This is a genomic window from Vibrio sp. ED004 (genome assembly GCF_023206395.1).
In the GTDB taxonomy this organism is placed as follows: Bacteria; Pseudomonadota; Gammaproteobacteria; order Enterobacterales; family Vibrionaceae; genus Vibrio.
Genome location: NZ_CP066149.1, coordinates 3,789,373 through 3,810,318, shown reverse-complemented (window position 1 = coordinate 3,810,318; position 20,946 = coordinate 3,789,373). Strand labels below are relative to the sequence as shown.

At 41.1% G+C, this 20,946-nt stretch carries 21 protein-coding genes; 9 read left to right on the top strand and 12 right to left on the bottom strand.

Annotation, left to right across the window (positions count from 1 at the left end):
• Positions 1-3: 3 nt before the first annotated feature.
• From ITG10_RS17445 to rmf, 4 genes are all read left to right on the top strand, one after another.
• Complete coding sequence (locus tag ITG10_RS17445) at positions 4-264, top strand: glutaredoxin family protein (RefSeq protein ID WP_019823251.1); 261 nt, start codon at positions 4-6, stop codon at positions 262-264.
• Positions 242-2,158 carry an ABC transporter ATP-binding protein gene (locus tag ITG10_RS17440; protein ID WP_017630017.1) on the top strand — a complete coding sequence of 639 codons (1,917 nt, stop codon included), beginning with the start codon at positions 242-244 and terminating at the stop codon, positions 2,156-2,158. Before ITG10_RS17445 ends, ITG10_RS17440 begins: the two co-directional genes overlap by 23 nt.
• A gap of 9 nt (positions 2,159-2,167) precedes the next feature.
• Positions 2,168-3,874 (top strand): DUF3466 family protein, encoded by a 1,707-nt coding sequence (locus ITG10_RS17435; RefSeq protein ID WP_017630016.1) that lies wholly within the window; start codon positions 2,168-2,170, stop codon positions 3,872-3,874.
• Between the two features lie 161 nt (positions 3,875-4,035).
• The gene (gene rmf / locus ITG10_RS17430; protein ID WP_010440780.1) at positions 4,036-4,209 is read left to right on the top strand and encodes a ribosome modulation factor; all 174 of its coding nucleotides are present in this window, start codon (positions 4,036-4,038) and stop codon (positions 4,207-4,209) included.
• A 270-nt stretch (positions 4,210-4,479) separates the two neighbouring features.
• Here rmf and fabA read toward each other — a convergent pair whose 3' ends face one another.
• Positions 4,480-4,995, bottom strand: coding sequence for a bifunctional 3-hydroxydecanoyl-ACP dehydratase/trans-2-decenoyl-ACP isomerase (fabA, locus tag ITG10_RS17425; protein ID WP_017059675.1), 516 nt, complete (start codon positions 4,993-4,995; stop codon positions 4,480-4,482).
• 70 nt (positions 4,996-5,065) lie between these two features.
• On the bottom strand, positions 5,066-6,718 hold the full coding sequence (locus tag ITG10_RS17420; protein ID WP_248386582.1) for a Lon protease family protein: 1,653 nt from the start codon (positions 6,716-6,718) through the stop codon (positions 5,066-5,068).
• Positions 6,719-6,907: 189 nt separating this feature from the next.
• Between ITG10_RS17420 and matP the strand changes: the two genes are divergently transcribed.
• From matP to ITG10_RS17400, 4 genes are all read left to right on the top strand, one after another.
• The gene (gene matP / locus ITG10_RS17415) at positions 6,908-7,363 is read left to right on the top strand and encodes a macrodomain Ter protein MatP (RefSeq protein WP_017630014.1); all 456 of its coding nucleotides are present in this window, start codon (positions 6,908-6,910) and stop codon (positions 7,361-7,363) included.
• A 23-nt stretch (positions 7,364-7,386) separates the two neighbouring features.
• The gene (locus tag ITG10_RS17410; RefSeq protein WP_248386581.1) at positions 7,387-7,695 is read left to right on the top strand and encodes a DUF3634 family protein; all 309 of its coding nucleotides are present in this window, start codon (positions 7,387-7,389) and stop codon (positions 7,693-7,695) included.
• 105 nt (positions 7,696-7,800) lie between these two features.
• Positions 7,801-8,115, top strand: a complete 315-nt coding sequence (locus ITG10_RS17405; RefSeq protein WP_248386580.1) for a hypothetical protein — start codon at positions 7,801-7,803, stop codon at positions 8,113-8,115.
• A gap of 144 nt (positions 8,116-8,259) precedes the next feature.
• Entirely contained in the window at positions 8,260-9,480 is a 1,221-nt protein-coding gene (locus ITG10_RS17400; RefSeq protein WP_248386579.1) for a hypothetical protein, read from the top strand.
• Positions 9,481-9,559: 79 nt separating this feature from the next.
• Here the strand turns inward: ITG10_RS17400 and ITG10_RS17395 are convergent, their stop codons facing one another.
• Together ITG10_RS17395 and ITG10_RS17390 are read right to left on the bottom strand one after the other, a co-directional pair.
• Complete coding sequence (locus tag ITG10_RS17395) at positions 9,560-10,162, bottom strand: DUF2971 domain-containing protein (RefSeq protein ID WP_248386578.1); 603 nt, start codon at positions 10,160-10,162, stop codon at positions 9,560-9,562.
• Between the two features lie 337 nt (positions 10,163-10,499).
• Entirely contained in the window at positions 10,500-11,099 is a 600-nt protein-coding gene (locus ITG10_RS17390) for a porin family protein (RefSeq protein ID WP_017629979.1), read from the bottom strand.
• A gap of 1,001 nt (positions 11,100-12,100) precedes the next feature.
• Between ITG10_RS17390 and ITG10_RS17385 the strand changes: the two genes are divergently transcribed.
• Positions 12,101-12,469 (top strand): regulator, encoded by a 369-nt coding sequence (locus tag ITG10_RS17385; RefSeq protein ID WP_248386577.1) that lies wholly within the window; start codon positions 12,101-12,103, stop codon positions 12,467-12,469.
• 220 nt (positions 12,470-12,689) lie between these two features.
• On the opposite strand, the gene ITG10_RS17380 is transcribed toward ITG10_RS17385, so the two are convergent.
• The 8 genes from ITG10_RS17380 to ITG10_RS17350 all read right to left on the bottom strand — a co-directional run bounded on the left by ITG10_RS17380 (position 12,690) and on the right by ITG10_RS17350 (position 20,936).
• Positions 12,690-15,137 (bottom strand): S8 family peptidase, encoded by a 2,448-nt coding sequence (locus tag ITG10_RS17380; RefSeq protein ID WP_248386575.1) that lies wholly within the window; start codon positions 15,135-15,137, stop codon positions 12,690-12,692.
• 21 nt (positions 15,138-15,158) lie between these two features.
• Positions 15,159-16,151: an ATP-binding protein gene (locus ITG10_RS17375; RefSeq protein ID WP_248386573.1), complete on the bottom strand. Its 993-nt coding sequence runs from the start codon at positions 16,149-16,151 to the stop codon at positions 15,159-15,161.
• Between the two features lie 512 nt (positions 16,152-16,663).
• The gene (locus ITG10_RS17370) at positions 16,664-17,233 is read right to left on the bottom strand and encodes a DUF2726 domain-containing protein (RefSeq protein WP_248386571.1); all 570 of its coding nucleotides are present in this window, start codon (positions 17,231-17,233) and stop codon (positions 16,664-16,666) included.
• Positions 17,234-17,321: 88 nt separating this feature from the next.
• Positions 17,322-18,467: a zonular occludens toxin domain-containing protein gene (locus tag ITG10_RS17365; protein WP_248386569.1), complete on the bottom strand. Its 1,146-nt coding sequence runs from the start codon at positions 18,465-18,467 to the stop codon at positions 17,322-17,324.
• Complete coding sequence (locus tag ITG10_RS17360) at positions 18,467-18,781, bottom strand: DUF2523 family protein (RefSeq protein WP_248386568.1); 315 nt, start codon at positions 18,779-18,781, stop codon at positions 18,467-18,469. The genes ITG10_RS17365 and ITG10_RS17360 overlap by 1 nt, the downstream gene beginning before the upstream one ends.
• 3 nt (positions 18,782-18,784) lie before the next feature.
• Positions 18,785-20,392 carry a methyl-accepting chemotaxis protein gene (locus tag ITG10_RS17355; RefSeq protein ID WP_248386566.1) on the bottom strand — a complete coding sequence of 536 codons (1,608 nt, stop codon included), beginning with the start codon at positions 20,390-20,392 and terminating at the stop codon, positions 18,785-18,787.
• Between the two features lie 154 nt (positions 20,393-20,546).
• Positions 20,547-20,681: a membrane protein gene (locus ITG10_RS26350; protein WP_016786325.1), complete on the bottom strand. Its 135-nt coding sequence runs from the start codon at positions 20,679-20,681 to the stop codon at positions 20,547-20,549.
• A gap of 12 nt (positions 20,682-20,693) precedes the next feature.
• Complete coding sequence (locus ITG10_RS17350; RefSeq protein WP_248386565.1) at positions 20,694-20,936, bottom strand: single-stranded DNA-binding protein; 243 nt, start codon at positions 20,934-20,936, stop codon at positions 20,694-20,696.
• Positions 20,937-20,946: the final 10 nt, after the last annotated feature.

The following is a 20,946-nucleotide window of genomic DNA, read 5'->3' as shown; positions in this document are numbered from 1 at the left end:
ATAGTGCTGACTCTCTACAGTACAGAAGGGTGCCATCTATGTGAGATGGCATTCCAACTCACGGAACAGTTAAACATTAGCCATCACGTCAACGTTGTTGACATTGCATTTGATGATGAGCTCTTTTCCCGTTACGGGGTCACTATTCCGGTGCTCAAATTTGAAAGCTCTGACCTTTCTCAAAGCTCAGAGCTTAACTGGCCATTTGGCTTGTTAGAACTTAATGATTGGTTAAAGAAGAATGGCATTACTTACAATTCATAATGGGCAATTAGCGTTTGGCGATCACCCATTATTAGATCGTGCGGACTTCGCGCTGCAAGAAAACGAACGTGTGTGTTTAGTAGGGCGCAATGGCGCTGGTAAGTCGACATTGATGAAAATCCTATCTGGAAACATCATCATGGACGATGGCAAGATGCAAATCACGCAAGATGTGGTTGTGTCTCGCCTTGAGCAAGATCCACCGCGTAATGAACAAGGTACAGTTTATGACTACGTTGCTGGTGGCCTTGCTGAAATCGGTGAACAGCTGAAGATCTATCATGATCTTCTGGATCTCATCGCGACAGACCCAAGTGAAAAGAATCTAAACCGTCTTACTCGTGTTCAAGAACAACTCGATCATGCTAATGCATGGCGTTTTGAAGATCGTGTAAGTAACGTATTGGCAGCGCTTAAGCTGACTGCAGAAACCAAACTGACGGATTTGTCTGGTGGTTGGCAACGTAAAGCAGCACTTGCTCGTGCGCTTGTATGTGACCCTGACGTGCTTCTACTCGACGAACCGACTAACCACTTGGATGTTGCTACCATTGAATGGTTAGAGGGCTTCCTGAAAGACTTCCGCGGATCAATCATCTTTATCTCGCACGACCGTGCGTTCATTAAATCGATGGCAACACGTATTGTCGATCTTGATCGCGGTAAATTAAGTTCGTTCCCGGGTGATTACGAAAATTATCTTGTTGAGAAAGAAGAAGCGCTTCGTGTTGAAGAAATGCAAAACGCCGAATTTGATAAGAAGCTTGCTCAAGAAGAAGTTTGGATTCGTCAGGGCATCAAAGCTCGTCGTACTCGTAACGAAGGCCGTGTACGTGCGCTTAAGAAGCTACGTGAAGAACGTTTGAACCGTCGTGAAGTGCAGGGTAAAGCTGTTATCCAAATCGATGATGGTCAGCGTTCTGGCAAGATTGTATTCGAAGCAGAAAATCTTAACTTTGGTTTTGAAGGCAAAGAGATTGTTAAAGACTTTAGCTTCAATATCATGCGTGGCGATCGTATCGCTCTGATTGGTCCGAATGGCTGTGGTAAGAGTACGGTACTTAAACTGCTGCTTGATCAACTTAAGCCAGACTCAGGTCGTCTACATTGTGGTACTAAGCTTGAAGTCGCTTACTTCGACCAATACCGTGAAATCCTAGACCCAGAGAAGTCGGTGATTGATAACCTTGCTGATGGTAAGCAAGAAGTGACTGTCGGCGGCCGTGAGCGTCATGCACTAAGCTATCTACAAGATTTCTTATTCTCGCCTAAACGTGCTCGTACGCCTGTTAAAGCACTATCTGGTGGTGAGAAAAACCGTCTGTTATTAGCGCGTATTTTCCTTAAGTCGAACAACTTATTGATTCTCGATGAGCCAACCAACGATCTAGATATAGAAACTTTGGAACTTTTAGAAGATTTGCTTGCCAACTATCAGGGTACGCTTCTTTTAGTGAGCCACGATCGTCAGTTTGTTGATAATACAGTGATGACAAGTTGGATCTTCGAAGGTAATGGCGTTATCGAAGAATTTGTTGGTGGTTACCACGATGCTCAGCAGCAAAGAAAGCAGGCATTAGAGTACCGACAGGTTGAAAAGCCATCAAAGCCTGAGAAAGTAGTTGAGGAAACTCCCAAAACTGCGCCAGTTAAGGCTAAACCTAAGAAGTTATCGTATAAGCTACAACGAGAATTAGAAGCGCTACCAATGCGTTTAGAAGAATTGGAAACTCAAATTGAAACTCTTCAGGAAGAAGTCAACGATCCCAACTTCTTTTCAAAACCTGTAGAGCAGACACAACCAGTATTAGATAAGCTATCTGCAGCAGAGCAGGAGCTTGAAGTTGCTTTTGAGCGCTGGGAAGAGCTCGAGGCACTACAACAGGAAAGTTAAGAAGTAATAATGACTTGTACTAATTTTAAATTAACAACAGTTGCAGCATTAGTGTTTGCTGCAACTAACGCGAATGCTGCGCTTTACAAGGTAATTGAAGTTACTCCTTCGATTACAGGTGCGTCTGAGATATTTGGTGTTGCGATTCAGCCTGGTGCTGCTACCGATGGAACGAATGACCTTGCATTAGGGTGTTTTGACTCTGCAGCGACTAACTGTGCGGACGGTACATTTAAACTTGCTGGTGAAACTCGCAATGCCGTTGATGGTATCGGTTATCGCGAAGAAGTCCCGTTTGCTATGGATGCTCCGTTCCAATACATTCAAGAGCGTGACGATTTCGAAAACTATTGTTATCGTGAGTTGAGATACTCTACTTGTGAAAGTTGGGCAGACAATCGATGGGCTACTTGGAGCAAAGAAAGTGACCTAAGCTACGTGAATGCGAAAGCGTTCATTGAAAATGGCAGTTCTATTAGCCCTTATAACGTTGCAATTACTGCTCTGGATGAATCAGGATCGCCACTCGGCATTGAATCAAACGGCAGTGATATTCGTTATAATGCAGTGACAACGGTTCCCCTTACTGCATCTTCTGAATCTCGTGCCTGGGGTGCTCTAACTGTTGATAACGCCGGTACTGATGTGACATACAACTTCGGTAGTATTTCGGTAGACGAACCTGCGACAGATACGTCAAATACGACATTTAGTTCTAAAGCTGCCATTTGGAAGAATGGAAAAGTTCACGAATTTACATGGATACAAGGTGATATCCCACAAACTGGTGATTACTTCGCTCAAGGAAGTATGCGTGGTCTCGCTGCAAACTCCGGCAAGTTATACGGCGTAGGTTTCGATACAGTGAATGGTAATGGTGATCTACAAGACATGAATGCAAGTGTCTTTATTAGTGACTCATTAGATATTTCAGGAGCGACTTGGACAACGAAAATTATTAGCGGTGCTGAAGTTAATTCAGGTTCGTCGAATGATGATGCTAGATACAGTAACTCCGTTGCGACTGACATCAACGATAACTTGTTTGCTGTAGGTTACTCTAAGCGTAATGGTTATGTGCCAGAGAGTGGTAGTGCAGGTAACAAGATTTTTGTAGTGGCTGATGCATCTGCAGCAACGCCGACTGCTACATACTTGTCTGGTGGTATCTTCTTCGGCGGTTCGAGTGGTGAAGCAAAAGCCGTGAATAACTTCAATGAGTTTGTTGGTCAGATTGACGCTGAAACCACTCGTGAGGTTGATGGTAGTGAGCGTAGACATCGCGGTTTTATTTACCCGTATCAAGCGAATGGTACTGACGCATCAAGAATTGCTCTATTTGAGAGCAAAGCTTGGTGGTTAGATGATCTAACCAATGATGGTAACGTTTCTGGAGATAACAACAAGTTCCGAATCATCGATGCTTCTGACATCAATGATGCGGGCGTTATTTCTGCTACTGCTATCAAATGTACAGTAGGTGGAACAACTCAAGCGTATGATACAACGGCACATAACTCTTACTGTGGTGGTGCCGCATCTAACGCGGTAGAAGAGGTTGTAGCGGTTAAGCTTGTACCTATTGCAGGTGCAACTCAAGCTAATATCCAAACTCGTAGTGCTGACTCAGAGAAAGTTGATCGCCAAGGCGGTAGCCTAGGTTGGTTAACTTTGACTGTACTTGGCCTATTAGGGTTCCGCAGAAAATTTAAATAATTTTATCTCTTGAGCCCGAGTTCACAATTCTGAACTCGGGCTTTTTTTCACCTTGAGAAAAGTGAAAAATTGATCGATTCTTAAAGTTGGAGTCACAAAAACTCCGCAAAGTTGTAATCATTGTATGTTAGTAAATGGAACACCCGTATGAGGACTGCACTATGAAGAGACAAAAGCGTGATCGACTAGAACGAGCACAATCTCAAGGTTACAAAGCTGGTTTAAATGGTAGGTCGCAAGAAGCTTGCCCATATAGCCAAATGGATTCTCGGTCTTATTGGTTAGGTGGTTGGCGAGACGCCAAAGATGATAGAAATGCAGGTCTCTATAAATAGATAGGGCGCAACGAATTCAAGGTCAGGGCTCCATTGTTGATTGCAACAATTGGAGCCTTGTTAGTTTCTGAGACACAAGAAGGGATTGGACTCGAAATGGTGCCTGAGACGGTCTAGTCGCTCTTGGTGAGCTCTCTAGGTAGGCGTAGCTGGTGGACTGATATTAATCCTATTACTAAAGTAGCAATACATCTTAGCGCACTATAACTAAATATATTGAGGTGAAAATAAAGCAGCCATGGGCTGCTTTATTAAAAATCTAATATTTAATTAGAATGCTGACGTATCTTGGAAAAGGCCAACTTTCAAATCTTTAGCAACATAGATCTCTTTGCCATCAACCAGTACGCGACCATCTGCAAGGCCCATTACTAGGCGACGGTTAACAACACGCTTCATGTGGATCTCGTAAGTTACTTTTTTCGCAGTAGGTAGGATTTGACCTGTGAATTTCACTTCGCCAACACCTAGAGCACGACCTTTACCTTCGCCGCCAACCCAACCAAGGTAGAAGCCAACAAGCTGCCACATTGCATCAAGGCCTAGACAACCAGGCATTACAGGGTCACCAGGGAAGTGACAGTCGAAGAACCAAAGGTCAGGAGTAATATCCAGCTCAGCAAGAACTAAACCTTTACCGTAGTCACCTTCAGTTTCAGACATTTTAGTGATGCGGTCCATCATCAACATGTTCGGTGCTGGTAGTTGAGGGCCTTGTGGCCATAGTTCGCCTTGGCTTGATGCTAGAAGCTCTTCGCGAGTGTAAGAATCACGTTTGTTTTGCATTATCAATTACTCCGATTTTTGATAGGTGCATATTAGTGAACAGGTGTACGCTAAACAAGTCCGATCAGTACTAGACAAACCAGTTTTTAATACGTCCAACAATTCCAATAGGGTGCTCATGTCTTTCAAAGTTTTCAATACGTTCCGCGATTTTGCTCAGAACGCTTTCTTGTTCGTCGTCTCTAAATGGCTTGTTCATAATGAGAGGAATAGCTTCATCTACATTAGACACAGACCAAATGTGAAATTCTTCATTCTTGATGCTTTCAATCAGGTCAGGCTTTAACGCAAGATGCTTAAGGTTCGATCTTGGAAGGATCACACCTTGTTCGCCAGTTAAGCCTTGGTGCTTACATACATGATAGAAGCCTTCGATCTTCTCGTTTAATCCGCCAACAGCTTGGACACGGCCAAATTGGTCTACTGCGCCTGTTACTGCAATCTGTTGATTGATTGGGTATTCAGACAAAGCGCTCACCAGAGAACACAGCTCCGCGAGAGAAGCACTATCGCCATCGACTTCGCAATAAGATTGTTCAAACACCACTGAAGCAGCATACGGTAGGGGATCTTCAAGGTTCAGTGCACTACTGACGAATGCTTGCATAATCATCATGCCTTTTGCATGAAGGTTACCACCAAGTTCGGCTTTTCGCTCCACATCGGCAATATCACCATCACCAAAGTGAATAACACATGAAATTCGTGCAGGTTCACCATACGATATCGGGTGTCCTGGAACATCGATAACAGTCAGACCGTTAACTTGACCAACCTGTTCACCTTCAGTTTCGATAATGACTTGGCCATCTCGAATATCATCAAGGGCGCGCTCTGGGAGGTATGATTCACGGTTGTATTTGTGCTGCTGAGCTTGTTGAATATGGTGGATGTCGATATCACCATTGTCAGCCTCAATCAAAGCCTCATTAAGTAGCGCATTGTGCCAAATTGGACACAGTGGGATATAGCTTTGATCCTCAGTCTCTCTTGCGCCAGCGGTGAGAATTCCAGTTAGCGCTTGCTGCGTAATATTTGGAAGGTCATAACGCTTTTGAAGCCACTTAAGGTACCCAAGGTATTGAACTAAAGTCTCTTCTGAAATTTTAACGTCTTGCTCTATCTCACTGAATAGACAAAAGCCCGTTTGAATATCGCTGTCTAGATAATCAAGGTCACCTAATTGAGCTCGGTCTCCAACCACAATCAATTTGATGTTGTAGGTAAGAGGTAAGGTCGGGGATTGATTCAGGTGTTCAGGGTTGCTGTTGATTGGCTCTACAGCTTCACCAAGAAGCGCAGACTTCAGCAATAGCCAGCTTCCTGGGTTCGCCAAGATCAAGTTTGCTGAAACGATCAGATAACCATTGTTGGCTCTAGCCAGTAAACCTGGTTTTGTCGCAATAACTTTGCCATCTTTTGATTGAACTTGGTCAAACAGGGAAACAGCATTTAAAGACTCAGTTTTTATAACCGGTAGAGTGTCGTCATCTAAAGCCGTAACTAAAGATTCAACAATCATTTGACGATAGATCGAGTTGTCCGGAGCGTTTACGAGTAAAACACGCGAAATGTTAGATAAGCGGACAAAGCGCGTTAGCGCGTCATTGAATCTATGTTGAATGTCTGAAAACGGGAAAGGCGAGATGTCAGGGAATTGCTCTAATTGAGCGCTATATTCGTCGTACTGAGGCGTAACATGTCGCCAATCTACTTGAGTCATTTAAGTTTCTGATTATGATAATGAGGTAGGGAGTATATAGAAAAACCGATCTCGCTTGTAGCTCTATGTTGTAGTTACTAATCACTAAGCTAATATAAGTATGATCTTGGTCTATTCTTTCAAGACAATAATTGTTAAATAGCCCATTATGGGTTACGCTGTCACTAGGATTAACTCTCGAGATTAGACATGAAATATCAGCAACTTGAAAACTTGGAATGTGGTTGGAAATGGAACTATCTGGTCAAAAAATGGAAAGAAGGTGAATCGATCACCTGCCATATCGATTCAAGTGAAGCTGATGTTGCTATCCAAGCCTTATTGAAGCTCGAACACCAGCCGACAGGCGTTCTTGAGTGGATATCTAATAACATGTCCCCAGAACTCGATAACAAGCTTAAACAGGCTATCAGAGCCAAGCGTAAGCGTCACTTCAATGCTGAACAAGTTCACACTAAGAAGAAATCAATCGACCTTGATTATCGTGTATGGGAAAAACTTTCCCAAAGAGCGAACGAGTTGGGTTGTACGCTATCTGATGCCATCGAGTACTTGGTTAGCGAAGCATCTCGCAGTGAACAAGCTAGCAAAACAGTGACCAGCCTCAAAGAAGACCTGAGTAAACTCCTTTCTGACGATAAATAATCATAGACTGTAATGGTGACATTATGATGTACGTAATCTTAATTGGTGCAGCCTTGGTTTTTTGGTTAGTCGCAATTGATAGACCAGTACTAAAAATCAAATTCAACGATGGGGCGATCGAGCAAGTTAAAGGTCATCTACCACCGAGCTTTAAGCATAACCTTCAAGAGATTGGTCATAACAATGCTTTTCAAGGTGAGTTAAAAGTGTATGCGAAGCGCTCAGGTTACAACCTTAAATTTACTAAAGACGTACCAAAAAGCGTTCAACAGCGGATTCGCAATGTATTCCCGCATAATGGCTTTAAATCTAAAGGTTCAAAGAAGGCGTAATTGCTTCTTAATACGTCTTACGTAGTAAACTGTCATACAAAGCTCATTCCTAACCTACCTTAAACTCCAGCATACTGTTCTTAACTTTGATTAAGAGAGAACAGTATGAGATATCTCGTATTCTTGTTGTATTTTTTATCCCCAACCGCCGCATTGTCCGACGATTCATTGATTAATCCTGTTGCAAAGAAGATCAAAACCACCGTCATCAAAGGGCTAAATAAGAGTCATGTTGATATGAATGGTTATTGTGACCTTATGATTGAGATGAAGCACTCTAAGGGCTATGCAAGAATCAAAAACGTGAGGACATCGGGAGATAGCAAAGTCTGCAAACAGGCAAAGAAGTACTTACCAAAGAACAAAAAGTTCAAATACAGCTTTCCAGAGAAATACATTCGAATTCAAGTTTCAGGTTAGCCAAATATGATGCACTATAACTAAATATCCTTAATTTTCTTGAAACAATTTCGTGAACCAATCTCTAATTTCTATTAATATTAGTTTTATTATCAAGGCAGGATATGCCGACAAAAGAAAGCTTAGGGCAAAGGAAAGTCACGGTTGTTGTTAGCAAATAAAAGTTATTCCCCTGAAGTCATAGAAATCTCTAGGAAAGTTTCGATCAACGTCGAGGCTCGTTTTACAAAGTGGTTAATATCACCTCAATATAAGCTTGAGCAATCTACGGTTGATACGCTGCTAAGTTTAGAAAATAGATATTGTGATAGTGTTATTTTCGATGAAGCCGACCGTATTTCTCATAATCAACGTATTTTATTACGTTGCGAACAAGACCGAGTGAATGCACGTCGCGAGAAGGTGGCAGCTAAACAACAGACATTGCGATATGTGATTGACGATGTCAGCGATGCGGCATCGGCATTAATGTTAGAAAAGCTGCAAGGAACCTTAATCAGTTCATTGTTTTCAGAATTACCAGACTACAATCAGTTCGCTAGTGTTGCCTATTCACCGTCTTTAAACTTTTCTAAACTCCATGAAATATCAGCGAAAAGTAGACCGCTGAGCTCAAGTTTAATCGAGTTTGTTTCTAACCGTGAGTTTACTGAAAAGTACGGCAAGAAGTCTAAAGTTATTCTCGATCCTAAAGTGGCAGCACGCCAAATTGGCATTGAGAATTGTCGCTTATTATTCCCTCTGTTAATGAGCCAGCAATTGATTAAGTGGAACGATGGCAACATCAAACACATCACGCCAAAGGTGTGGCAACACTTAGTCGTTACCTCCAATGCAACACGAATTCGTCTTCAAGAAACATCGGTTAAAGAACCCAATGTAGGGATTCTGCTTGGTGTCTTGAGAGTTCTACCTTTATTTTTGATTTGTAACCATTTTTCTTCGACGTTTGAAGATGCACTGGTGAAAACCATGATCGGGTACCGAGATGCAAGTGACAAGCATGATGAATATTATGCTTGTACTGAAATTCTTCCCAACACTCAGTTTCTTGAGTCCATGGTAGAGCAGTTAGAACTTAAACTACTTAAGAAGCTCGTTGAATTCATAGATTGGAGCCCAAGTAATCAATTTATTAAGAGGGCACTTCTTGAGGAAGTGAATGACATTCCTGTACTTGAGAGAACAATCTATGGTGCGGCTTTGGCCCAGGGAAGAAAGTTCTCTATTTTCGAAGCTTTAGATAACAGCGAATTATTTAACGTTAAGCACCGGCCTTACTGGTTTTCTACCGTTCAAATGTCTTTGGCAACGATCGAAAAAATGCAAGATCGAGTGTTGGGAAAGTTGACGAATACTATGTAGTTAAGAGAGCCGCATTGAAAGTGTGGCTCTCTTTTGTTGCACTGTCACTTTCTAGTGCTCTGAATTACATAGATTAAGTCTAACTGAGGACTTCGAACGTACATGAATCTTGCTTGGCTACAGCCTGTTTAACGGGGATTCCAAGGCTTTGACATGTCATCAGGACCTTGAGCTTTCTGTCTGCAGGGGCGTGCTCAGAAAGGATAACTGCGCTTAAACACTCTTTATTTAGATACAACTTGTTTCCGGTGATCTCTTCATCGGGTAACACCCAACGAAACTCCTTTTCGTAACACCAGTTCGAATGTTTAACTTTGAAGATGTCCGTACCCAGTTTTGCAGTTCTTGACTCACTTAATGATGCTAAGCTGAATATGCTTGGGTCGTCTTCATATTGGACCTTAAAGCAGTTGAGGTTCAGATCTCCGTTATAGTGATTGAGGTCATACTCGATACACATACCTTTAAAGTTGTCGCCGTATTGCGACCAAAGTATTGGGTGGTTATTCGATTGAGAGAAGCACATAACCTTGAAATTATTCTGAAGTTTTGTGTCGCGCAGGAGGTTGAATTCAAACGGGTTATTAAAGGTTTTAGCGTAATCAAACCATAACGAGCACTCAGATATCGACTGTATATTTCTATCGTGGAGCGATCTGAACTTATAAAGTTTAGGCAACATATCAAACACCTAGTTTACAAAATTGCCTGATGTTAACACTTTAACCCACAATAGAAGCCTGAACGCATAGCATTTGATTGCTTAATCACTTAATTTATTCGTATAACTGTTTGATAGATCAAAATTTAAACACTAAATGGTGGTCTGTTTAAGTCTTTGTTTTACTGTGTGGAACTAGGCTATAAATCTCTCGGATCTTTCGAATAAGATACAACGTAACGTTATTTATGGAGAAAGTTAGTCTATAAAGTCGAAGTCGAGTAGGGAAAGTGAACGTTTAAAAGCCGAACTCAAAATATCGGCTTAATTTGAAATAAAGCTTAGGATTGAATCCAGATTAGAAATGGTACCTTGCACCGATGTAAGCCGTTTGAGATGAAACATCGACGGAGTCTATTTCAACACGCGCATTTCGGTAACCAAGATGAATATCGATATGGTCTGTAATGATCGCACCAAGCTCACCGCCAACCTGATAAGCCGCTTCAGATTCCGAACCTGACATTCCGAACGCTTTTGCTTCCATATCCATAGAACCAACGCCAGCTAATAGAGACACATACAGATCTAATACGTCACCTTTAACAATAAACTTAGGCTTAATATTTACAAAGAAAGCTTGTCCTTCAACATCCATTACATCGCTATAGTTAACTTTTCCGATTTTGCGGTACTCGGCCTCTAATCCCAGTTTAACAACATCGTGGGTATTGAATTCGTAGCCGCCAACTAAGTTATAGCTGAAGTCTGATAAGTCAGATGAATCTTCAATTGCGCTACCACGGTATTCTAATTCCGTTTCATTATAAAAGCCGACGTCAACACCTGCATAAAAATGACCATTTTCCCTAGAAGAGTTCTCGTTGTCACTTGCAAACGCGTGTGAGCTGACACCAAAAGCGGTGAACAAGGATAGGGCGATCATACTGATTTTCATATTAAGCCTTTTAGATAATGAGTTATTTTTAATTCCAGAAGATGTTAACAAACAAAAGAGACACTAGTTAATGAGAACCTGTCTAAATGTCTGATTTTAAAGAATTAATGGTAATAGATATGTCAGTATCTCAGTTGTAAGACAAGTTATGTTAGTCTAGAAAGTGCGAATAGGATTCGTGTTGCGTTGTAACTTTTTAACTGAGACCGAAAGCTTAGGTCGAAATGGAGTTACTTAATTAGGCTTGTTACTAACAACAAGGCTTAGCAAAAACTAGGAAGCTACTGATCATAAATGATGCTGGTTGATAGAACTTGGTAGTTAACACAGTCTTCATAGAAGCTTGCTAAAGAATCGTTGGGTTTTCTCGAGTACTTATTAGCTCTGTGAAAAGAAGTAGCCAGCTTTCTTAGTTCGTTTGTAATAAGGGTTCAGTAAGCAATTTTTGATCTGAGTAATTAGTTTTAGAAATAGAGTTTATTTTTTGTTGTTGGCGTTCAACGTATCGATCTAAGTTCCGGACTAATTTGAATCGGCTATGGTGGTTGGACGCTGCAGAATGATTGTTCGTTAGAAAATATAACTGGATGATGGACCGGTCAAAACAGAATTCAGCGTGTGGAGTTAGCAAGAAACACGGTCGCGTGTGTGAAATCTGGAATAAAACCAAGAGCGATGTACACAAGATTGGCGTACAGTACCGCGAGTGATAGGTGTAAACAGAAGCAGCCGTAAGTTAGAACATTCAGAACAGATGTTCTCGATGATATAGTTTGTGTTCCAAATGAGATAGTCGTTGGCCAGACATATAATTATTAGCTTAAAGGCCTCATAGAGAATACAGGCGATTATAAGAAGCTGATTTACCAAATTTAAAGGAGAAACGATGATAACAATTCCCTTAGAATTGACCACATACCACTGCGTATTATGTCTGATTATGTTTAATGGTGCATATCTTATAAAATCAGTGCAACCTCTTGTATTTAGAGGTTTTATCATTGAAGTATCGCGAAATGAGTAAGAATTACATTTTTCGAGAGTTAGAGTGCCAAATGACGAGGGAAGAGGTCGCTGAACTGTGTTTTAAAACTGTGAGAACCGTCACAGGTTGGGATGAGGGAAAGCCAATACCTCCCGAGTGTAAACGACTTATGCGGATGGCCAAAGGTAGAGAACTTAGCGTTAGTGAAGATTGGATGCAGTTCAAAATGTTGTACGACAGTATGGAGCTGCCAACAGGCCAAGTGGTGAGGCCACAACAAATATTGGCAGGGATTGCATTATTGGGTATTCAATCAGAGTTAGAGATTAAGACTTCAACACACTTACTTAGCCTTGCTAGAGCGATAGCCAACATAAAGAAATAGCATTAGAAAAGTATGGTTCTGATGAAGTAAGTTCAAAGCTTAATTAATGAAAGCTAATGTGATGTGACTTTTATTGGTATTGTGATTGTGACTGGGGCGCAACGTTCCTTGTCTAAGTATCCAGTCCTCCTTTTTGGTCATATCAAGGAGAAAGAAGCCGAACCTTTATCGAGAGGGTTCGGCTTTTTTATTTGACCTAAGCTATCACTAAAACAGCTTTCTATGTTTGGATTAGGTTTGTAATCTGATTATCAATGCTGATGAGGTTTTGAATCTCGTTATAAATAGCAAGATTGTTTTCCGGTGTTTCAATTGATACCACCAAACTATACTTGGCCACACTCAATTGACGATTTTCAGATTTTAGTTCTTTCCACCAACCAGAAACAGGGAAGATAGCTAAATATTTTTTCTCTGATAGTTCTCTTGCTGTTCCAGACCATGTATCTGAGTGAATAGAGCCATTGCTTCTTAATCTTTGGCCCAACATCCATTGCGATGAATCACTTTCAGTTTTGTCTATGTGAGGATTATCATCTCGGTACTTCTTATTGATACGTGATGCAAACTCTTCCTGATTTTCCTCAGCAGAATTTAGTTCGAACCTCAACCCATGAGAACAGTATTTATACTTATTTGCCCATCCTCTTTCTCCGGGGTTCGGCTCGATGAAATAAGACAGAGTGACTTTTAGTTTTACATCCTCATCATCGAGTTTCGAGAGTTCATTTGAAGGCCAAGGTAATGAATACAATGCCATTTCATTCATTTTGCCGTCAGACGTGTACGGTTGAATCGTATCTTCTATGATTAAGTTAACATTTCGGTCGCCACTACGTAGGGCCTTGGTCAAATTTGGATACCCGTACCCACCTAGCCTCAGCAGCGATTCGACATCAGACTTATTCTTAAATGGACTAAAACGTGATTTTAGTTTTTCTGGCCACTCTGCACTATGGACTATTAGGGCACGTATTGTTTCCGGCCAGTAGTCAGGATATTGTGACCAGACCTTTGAAGTAAAGTTAGTTGCGAGGGCAGTGGCGGCACTGGTTTCTCCAAAATAACTAAAATAGTCACCATTAGAAAAGTCATGTGAAACTGCTAAGATACTGAGGTCTTCGAACTCAGAGCTGAAATCCATTACCGGATCATATCCAAAGTTTCCTCCCTCAAACACAACCTCTGGTTTTAGTGGAGATGTCTTATGCCAAGAGTGGCTTGAGGTTGACGTAGGCCCTATATCAGAAAGTTCACTAAACAACTCGTAACCAGGCTCATTCAACAATGCTTCACTTGACCAATATCCAACAGTTAAAGCGTTATAAGCATTTGCGGGTTCTTGGATACTGGCATTTTGGTTCGTTGTTGGCAGATCTCTTGGAGAGTCCAATAGTAAGTTACCAGCAGAAACAACAAATAGCCTCCTCGTAGAGTCATCAGGACACTCTGATGCCAATTCGTCGACTTTCGCAGACCAACTAGAAGGGGCCCCTAATAATGAGTAATCTGCGGATGTTGTCGCTAACGTATAAATACGATTTTTAGAGGGGTTAATAGAATCAATGTTATAAACAACATCACTTGTAATGAGTCCATATAAGTCTGGGTCATTTTGAGAAAACCCCGAGATAATCTTCCCTGACTCTATTTTCCCCGTAATTTCTATAGAAGAATTGTTCAGTTGATGCTTCAAATCTCCTAATACGGATGTACCTGCCATCCATGTACCATGTCCAAATTGATCGCCCGCTGGCCAATTTGGATCGTATGAGACTTGTGAATTAGGGTCAGAAATAGCGACCAACAGAGGATGCTGAATATTAACACCGCTATCTAAAATACAAATTGGCACTGCATTGGGAGACACTTTGTATGAAAGATTCTGTTGCCAACTTAATTGCTCTGTGACGGGTGCGGATAGATAATCAGAACAAACAGTTGCCGCAGGTCTCACTTCAACTATCAGATTACTTAGTCGATGAAACAACTCTAATTGTTCGATCGTGCCCGTTACAATCTTAACCACTCGGTCTTTAAAAGTAATACACCCGTTCCCGACTGTTAGAGAAGCAGCTCTATTTGCTATCTCAATTTTCTTTTCAATTTCGTTGATATCGGATTCTTTTGAACTAAACCAAAGTTCAAAGTTAAAGACACCGTTTACGTCGGTAGGTAGAGGCTTCGTACTAAACCAAAGTTCTTTAATAGAGGTTGAAGAAATTTCTGAGATAGATTCAATTAAAGGTTGATTCTTTGGACGGTTTGACTTCGAAACCTCATGGCCATACTGCGTTATTTTTTCTGAAAACTTCTCAAGGTTTTTTAGTGGTAAAGATATGTTTGCAGTACACACACCATCGATAGTGTTTACGGATAATAGCTCAATTGATTTATTATCTAGCGACTCTAGCTTTAGGCGATTTTTGTTTCGTACGTTCTCTTTGATAGATAGCAACACATTTTCAGGTGTGTTTTCTTTACCAACTATGACCTCAGCTTTTGCTAATAAATCTTTACTAGACACAACAGCATTGTCGAAGGAACTTCTGATTTGTTGGTAATGTAAATCTCTATTTGTTCTAAAAGGTTTGTTAGGAATTACAGGTGATATGGCTCTATAGTCTAAAAGAGACTTGGAGGGGTTCAACTTTATGTGTTTTTTCATTTAACCTAGCCTAGGTATATATCAATTTTGATAAGATTTTCTTTCATTTAGTAGTGAGACTAAGTCGCTTTGTTCTACTTGTTGTATGTTATTTATCAAAGCAAGCTTAACTGCATCATCACAGCTTTTCTTTATCTCCGCATAACTTAAACCATCAGCAGAGGCCATCAACTTATCACAATCATTGATTTTCAAATCGAACGCAACAAATCGTGATGAGATTAGGTCCATTATTGAGTCATGGGTTGGCCGAGCGTACTCAATAACGTCATCAAACCTACGGTAAAGCGCATGATCGAGTATATCTTTATGATTGGTAGCTGAAATAATCAAGCTATCAGATTGGTGTTCGTCCAATAACTGAAGAAATGTGTTTAATACCCGTCTGACTTCACCAACATCATTAGTAACACTTCTCTTTGTGCCTATAGAATCAAATTCATCAAACAGGTAGACACCTTTATGAGTACTTATGTACTCGAAAATACTTCTTAACTTAGCAGAAGTTTCACCCATGAATTTAGTCATTAATGAGTCCATTCTTACAGTAAATAATGGCAAATGGAGTTCGTGGGCGATCACGCTAGCAGACATTGTTTTCCCTGTACCTGGAGGCCCATAAAGTAGAAGGTGTCTTCTCGGAACGAGACCATATTGTCTAATTTTTGTTGAGTTTCTATTTTCATCTAGAAATCTAACTAGCTTCGCTTCAATTTCTTGAGACAAGATGATGTTTTTAAAGGTAAGAGTTGGGTGACTTACAGTAAAGAGGTCATTGGTGTGCGAAAGGTCAATTCGAGATGAATTCGAAGATACAACTTCCGGAGCAATTGACTTAGGGGAGTTGAGTGCAAGCTTGGCGTTCTCTACAAGGTTACGTAATTCTTCTGCAAACTTAGTATGACCAATTTTCGACTCATGCGCTGAAATTTGTAAGACTACGGACAGAAATCGTTTCTCGTCTTTTTTAATGAAGTGTCTTACTAATTGCTTTATTTGGTTTGCGCTTGCCATGGTACATCTCAATATCACCGTAATAAACTGTATTATAAGCAACTATCAACAATTTCTCTCCCTATAAAAGTATAATTTTTTGAAATCCATTGGATTCTTTACCTACCAAGATAAAAATGCGTTAAATGTTATAGGCGACATAACCTTGATTGTTAAAAGAACAAAGAAAAAGTGCTAAGTAGGCTATAAGTTAGGTCGAATTTACCCCCGTGATACAACACGGGGGTTGTTGTTCCGCAGCTCGTTGGGACCCTCCCGACGAAACGGGTCCCTCCCAACGAGCTGCGAAACAAGCATACCGAAAGCATCAACGTTGGAAGTTCTATGGGTTGCAGTAGCAAAAAGCCCCACTGGTATTGTGAGGCTCTGCTAGGGTGATCTTGGCATTGAGGAAGGGCGGTGATGTGGTTTCAACAAGACAGCTACGCTTCGCTGCTTATCGGGCATTTGGGGCTGTATACCCAAGAACTACATCGAGTGCCCTTATCCCTGCGGGGCTTGTTCATCGATATCTATTGAGTATAAATACTTTCAGGCTCTGGCGTATCGCTCACCCCATAGAGCTCATTTTCTAATTCGAAATAGTCATACTTGTTTTTGACTTTGAAGTGCTTGAGTTCAACCCCTGCGGACGCTGCGGCCATATCAACTAACTTATCTCTTGCTATTCTGTCTGGTCGGTTATGAGTTGAATCATCTAACTCAATCAGACACTTTACTTCAAGCGTCAATGGATCACACAGTACGAAGTCCACATGTTTTTTGGCAATCGCGTTAAACGCTCTCCACCATGTCTTCTTATCATGAGCTCCTTTTTTTGGTGTCATCAAGTCAGCAATTCGTACCTTAGTAAAAACGGTGTGCTTGCCCTTCGTTACGACGATTAATGCTTGATAAAAGGTTAGCTCATTCGATGTGACAAGCTTGCTGATAGGTTGATACTCATAATTAGACGTAGGGTTATCAATACTTGTTTTAGGAGAAAATATATTGCGTGTAAGTAATCCTACTAATCTCCATAAAAGCACAAATGCAAAAATCAGCATTAGGGTAGGTAAAATTAAGTTAAGCAAATGCTCCATGTCACAGGGCTCATAAGATCAAAGAATTAAAATATCTTATCAGTCAGGAGATTGTGTGAGAAATATCAATAATATGACTGAGAAGTCATTAGATTTTGACCGCCTTACTGAAATCGAAAGGATCATTAACAGGGTTATCGTCCTTAGGCTCAACACACGTCAAAATCTTAACCGAATCACCCCAAGTCACTCGATAAACACAATCAGCTAAAACCTTAAAACCATATCCCATTTCGATTAGCTCCGACTGATTAAAAGTGAATAGCTTACTGTCATTCTGACGAACCTCGATATAGATACGAACAAAAGAGTTTTGAAAATCGACTAGGTTTTGAGAGATGTCTATCCAAGCTGTCTGACGAGAGTATCCCGTAACCAATAATTCAAAGTCACTAAGAGGACCAAAACCTGAAGACTTTTTTGCGGGCTTAACGGTTTGACCTGGGACGCCGTTGGGAACTGAAACCTGGGCAGGTTCAACAGCATTGTTTTGTTCAGAATCTAGAACCGGTTCTAATTCCTTATCACTACCAGACCACGCGTAAATATTAAAAATGATACCCGACACAAGTAATAATCCACCCATCCAAAATGGCCACCGATGCCAAATTGGTTTGATGTCGTTACTCATGGCCTCGGCGACGCTACCACTACTTTGTGTATGAGACTGATAGAAAGGAAAAAACGCTTTCTTATATTTGCGCTGCTCTTCATTGACGACTTCAGTTGTTGCACCAATCCTTACTTTTTTGGTGTAAGTATTCTTACTACCGAAAGCGGTATTCTTGGCACAGTAGTAAGTCATTTCAACCATATCGCGAACATCTTTGTGAATCTTCCTTAGATTCTGTGTCAACAAGATGATGTCTATACCGTAGTGACCATGAAGAGAATAGAACTCGAGTATTTTGCTATCTAGCTGCTTATTTGGCAGAACCATATGAGCTTCATCAATCACAAACAGGGGCCCCTTGTTATCGGCATCCCTCCAATCGTTTATGTAGTCCTCAAGCTTTGAAAACGGTCTATCCATGGAACCGTATTGGTTTAACTGACCGTCCACAACTTCAATCAAATCCAATACGTCATTACCAAAGACTTTCTGAAAATAGGGCACATTTAAAGTCACATTGGTCACGACTTTTCGACCAGCTTTGATAGCCGGAATAATATGAAAAGCGACACTCTCATAACTTTTCCCGCTGCGTGGTCGTCCTGCGATACAGTAAATCATTACGAACCTAACCTTGTGAATGGGATCAATTGTAAAATCATGCGTAAAGCAATGGCCGATATAATTAGGCTCAAACATTGAGGTAGGCCAACCGCACCCATGACCCAAGCCACGTTAGGCGGTATTGATTGCAAATACTGTCCAACATCAACAGGTTGAAACGCATTAACCGCCCAAGAAAGACCAGAATTAACCGCTGACATAAACTGCTCGACAATCCAAAAAACCATGTCTTTTAGCATGTCTACTAAGCTAAGAATCAACTTATAAAGGAACTCGATGAGCTTATTAAATAAAGTAACAATCCAATCCATAACCTAACCCCCAAAGATAATCTGACGACAATAGAAAGCCGTAGACGCTAAAAAAATGAAGCGAAGGAAACCAAATATCCAATCCAAATCGATGTAGTCGTCAAAAGAGAAGTAGCCGTAGAAGGGAACAGGCAAACCGAAGTTTGGACGTTTCGCACCGCTTAAATCGATGTTGCCAAAGTTAGATACGAAAGGGTCTACAACCGAGGTTTTCATAGTTTGTAATTGCGACTCTAGAACATCACTCAAATCCCCCTCATAAGCAGAATCGTAAAATCCCTGACAAGTGCCTCCTTGAATGCAAGTACCGTCTATACCTGCTTTGGAAGCATCCACGCCTTTCAATAAATCACCAATATCAGTGATACCAGTAGCCAAACCGTCTAACTTACCGGATATTTCAGCGAGCTCTTCTCCATTATTACCGCCCTCAATGCCGTCTATTTTATCTGATAGGGCACCTATGCTTGATTCAACACCGGACAAATCAACCGTTGATGTACCAGATGAGATAGCAGCTATCTCGTTGCTAAGTTGAGTAAAGCGGCCATCCATATTGGCAAGTTTTTCGTCAACCGAACTAAGACGACCAGCCATCGCACCAAGACCACCCATTGTGTTATGAGCATCAACCGCAACTTCATCAAGAGTAGAGTCTATGGTCTTTAGAAGCTTCTGATTTGCATGTGCTTTTGCCGCATTGCGCAACTGATTTTTTTGCTGACTAGTCAAGCCTCCGCCACTAACTTCAATGCCGTCAATAGCGTCTAAAATTTCGTTATTCTTATCGGTATTCTTGCGAGAAAATTCATCAGCTCTACTAGCAAAACTACGAACGTCAGAGAGATCATTTATCAGTCTGAAAACGTTAGTGTCGAGATCATCAAAATTCAATTCCACCTTATCAAATTCACGCTTAATTAAATCAGAATTATCGACACCACCATCGATGTTATTAATAGCGTACTCCAAATCTTTTAGCTCTTTTCGAGTCTCGACTTCTTGAAAGGTCATTGTTTTGCGTAGGTTCTCAAGCGTCCTTGTAAACTGCTTACTAGTATTACCCTCAGCCATATGATTAATAATTCTCGTCAAATCTCGATTGGCATTAGCAAGACTGTAGATAGCTGTATTAGTGCTCTGGCACTTAGGGTCCTGAGCATCACACTTTACAAACTCGGGTCGACTTGCTTTGTACAAATCAAAAAAAGGATCAAGTTTGTCGGGTATCCCGTTATTGTCTTCATCAAGCTCCGCGTTGTCGTTAAGAGTGGGGTTAGGGTCAACACCATTTACAAGCCCGTCACCGTCCCAATCTTCATCATCATCAGGTATCCCGTTATTATTTAGGTCGCCGTCCTGATCAACCTGAGAACCACAATTAAAAATGTCCGTATCAGCATAGACAAAACCACCAGTGCAATATGTATCGTTAGTGGGTGGGTTATCGTCACAAATTAGGCTACCGTCGGGCAAAATAGAACGTGAAGGTGGAGTGTCTGAACATAACTTAACTTTCATTTGCGAATAGGGTCCGCCATAGCTCAAATCCGAAGCGTAAGCACCAGAAGCTAAAAGCCCAATCAATGACGCTAAAATCATTCTCTTCATAAGATAAACCTGTAAAAAAAGAGGCCGAAGCCCCCTTTGTTATTAACCTTGAAAATTCTGAGCGGCTAGAAAACCAGACAAGCCACCCAAAAGAGCAAATACCATAAGTATCAGGTCATGTATGGCAATCAACACGCTCAGAAACCCCCATCAGTTAAGCAGACTTAACAGCACGTTTAGCAAGGCCGATTGCCTTGTAAGCCATAGTAATTCCGATGATCGCCACACCCGCAGCACCTACTTTAGTTGCGACATCAGCGAAATCCACAGCAGCCCAAATAGCTTCCATAATTTTGTATCCTTATAAAATTTTAACTAACTTAATAGCCATCTTAATGGCGTATGACATAGCGAAACCGCTGACGAAAACTAGTGAGAAAGCCCCACTAAAAACCGCAGTAGCTTCGATTGCAGAAACCTGAGTAAACCCCATCAAATATTCATAATCACTAGCCGTAATAACAATGACTCCTGTACAGGATTCAACTGACGTATCAACAAGAGCTAGAAAACCATTTTCATTTGCTAAAGCGCACTTAGGCATAACAATTCCG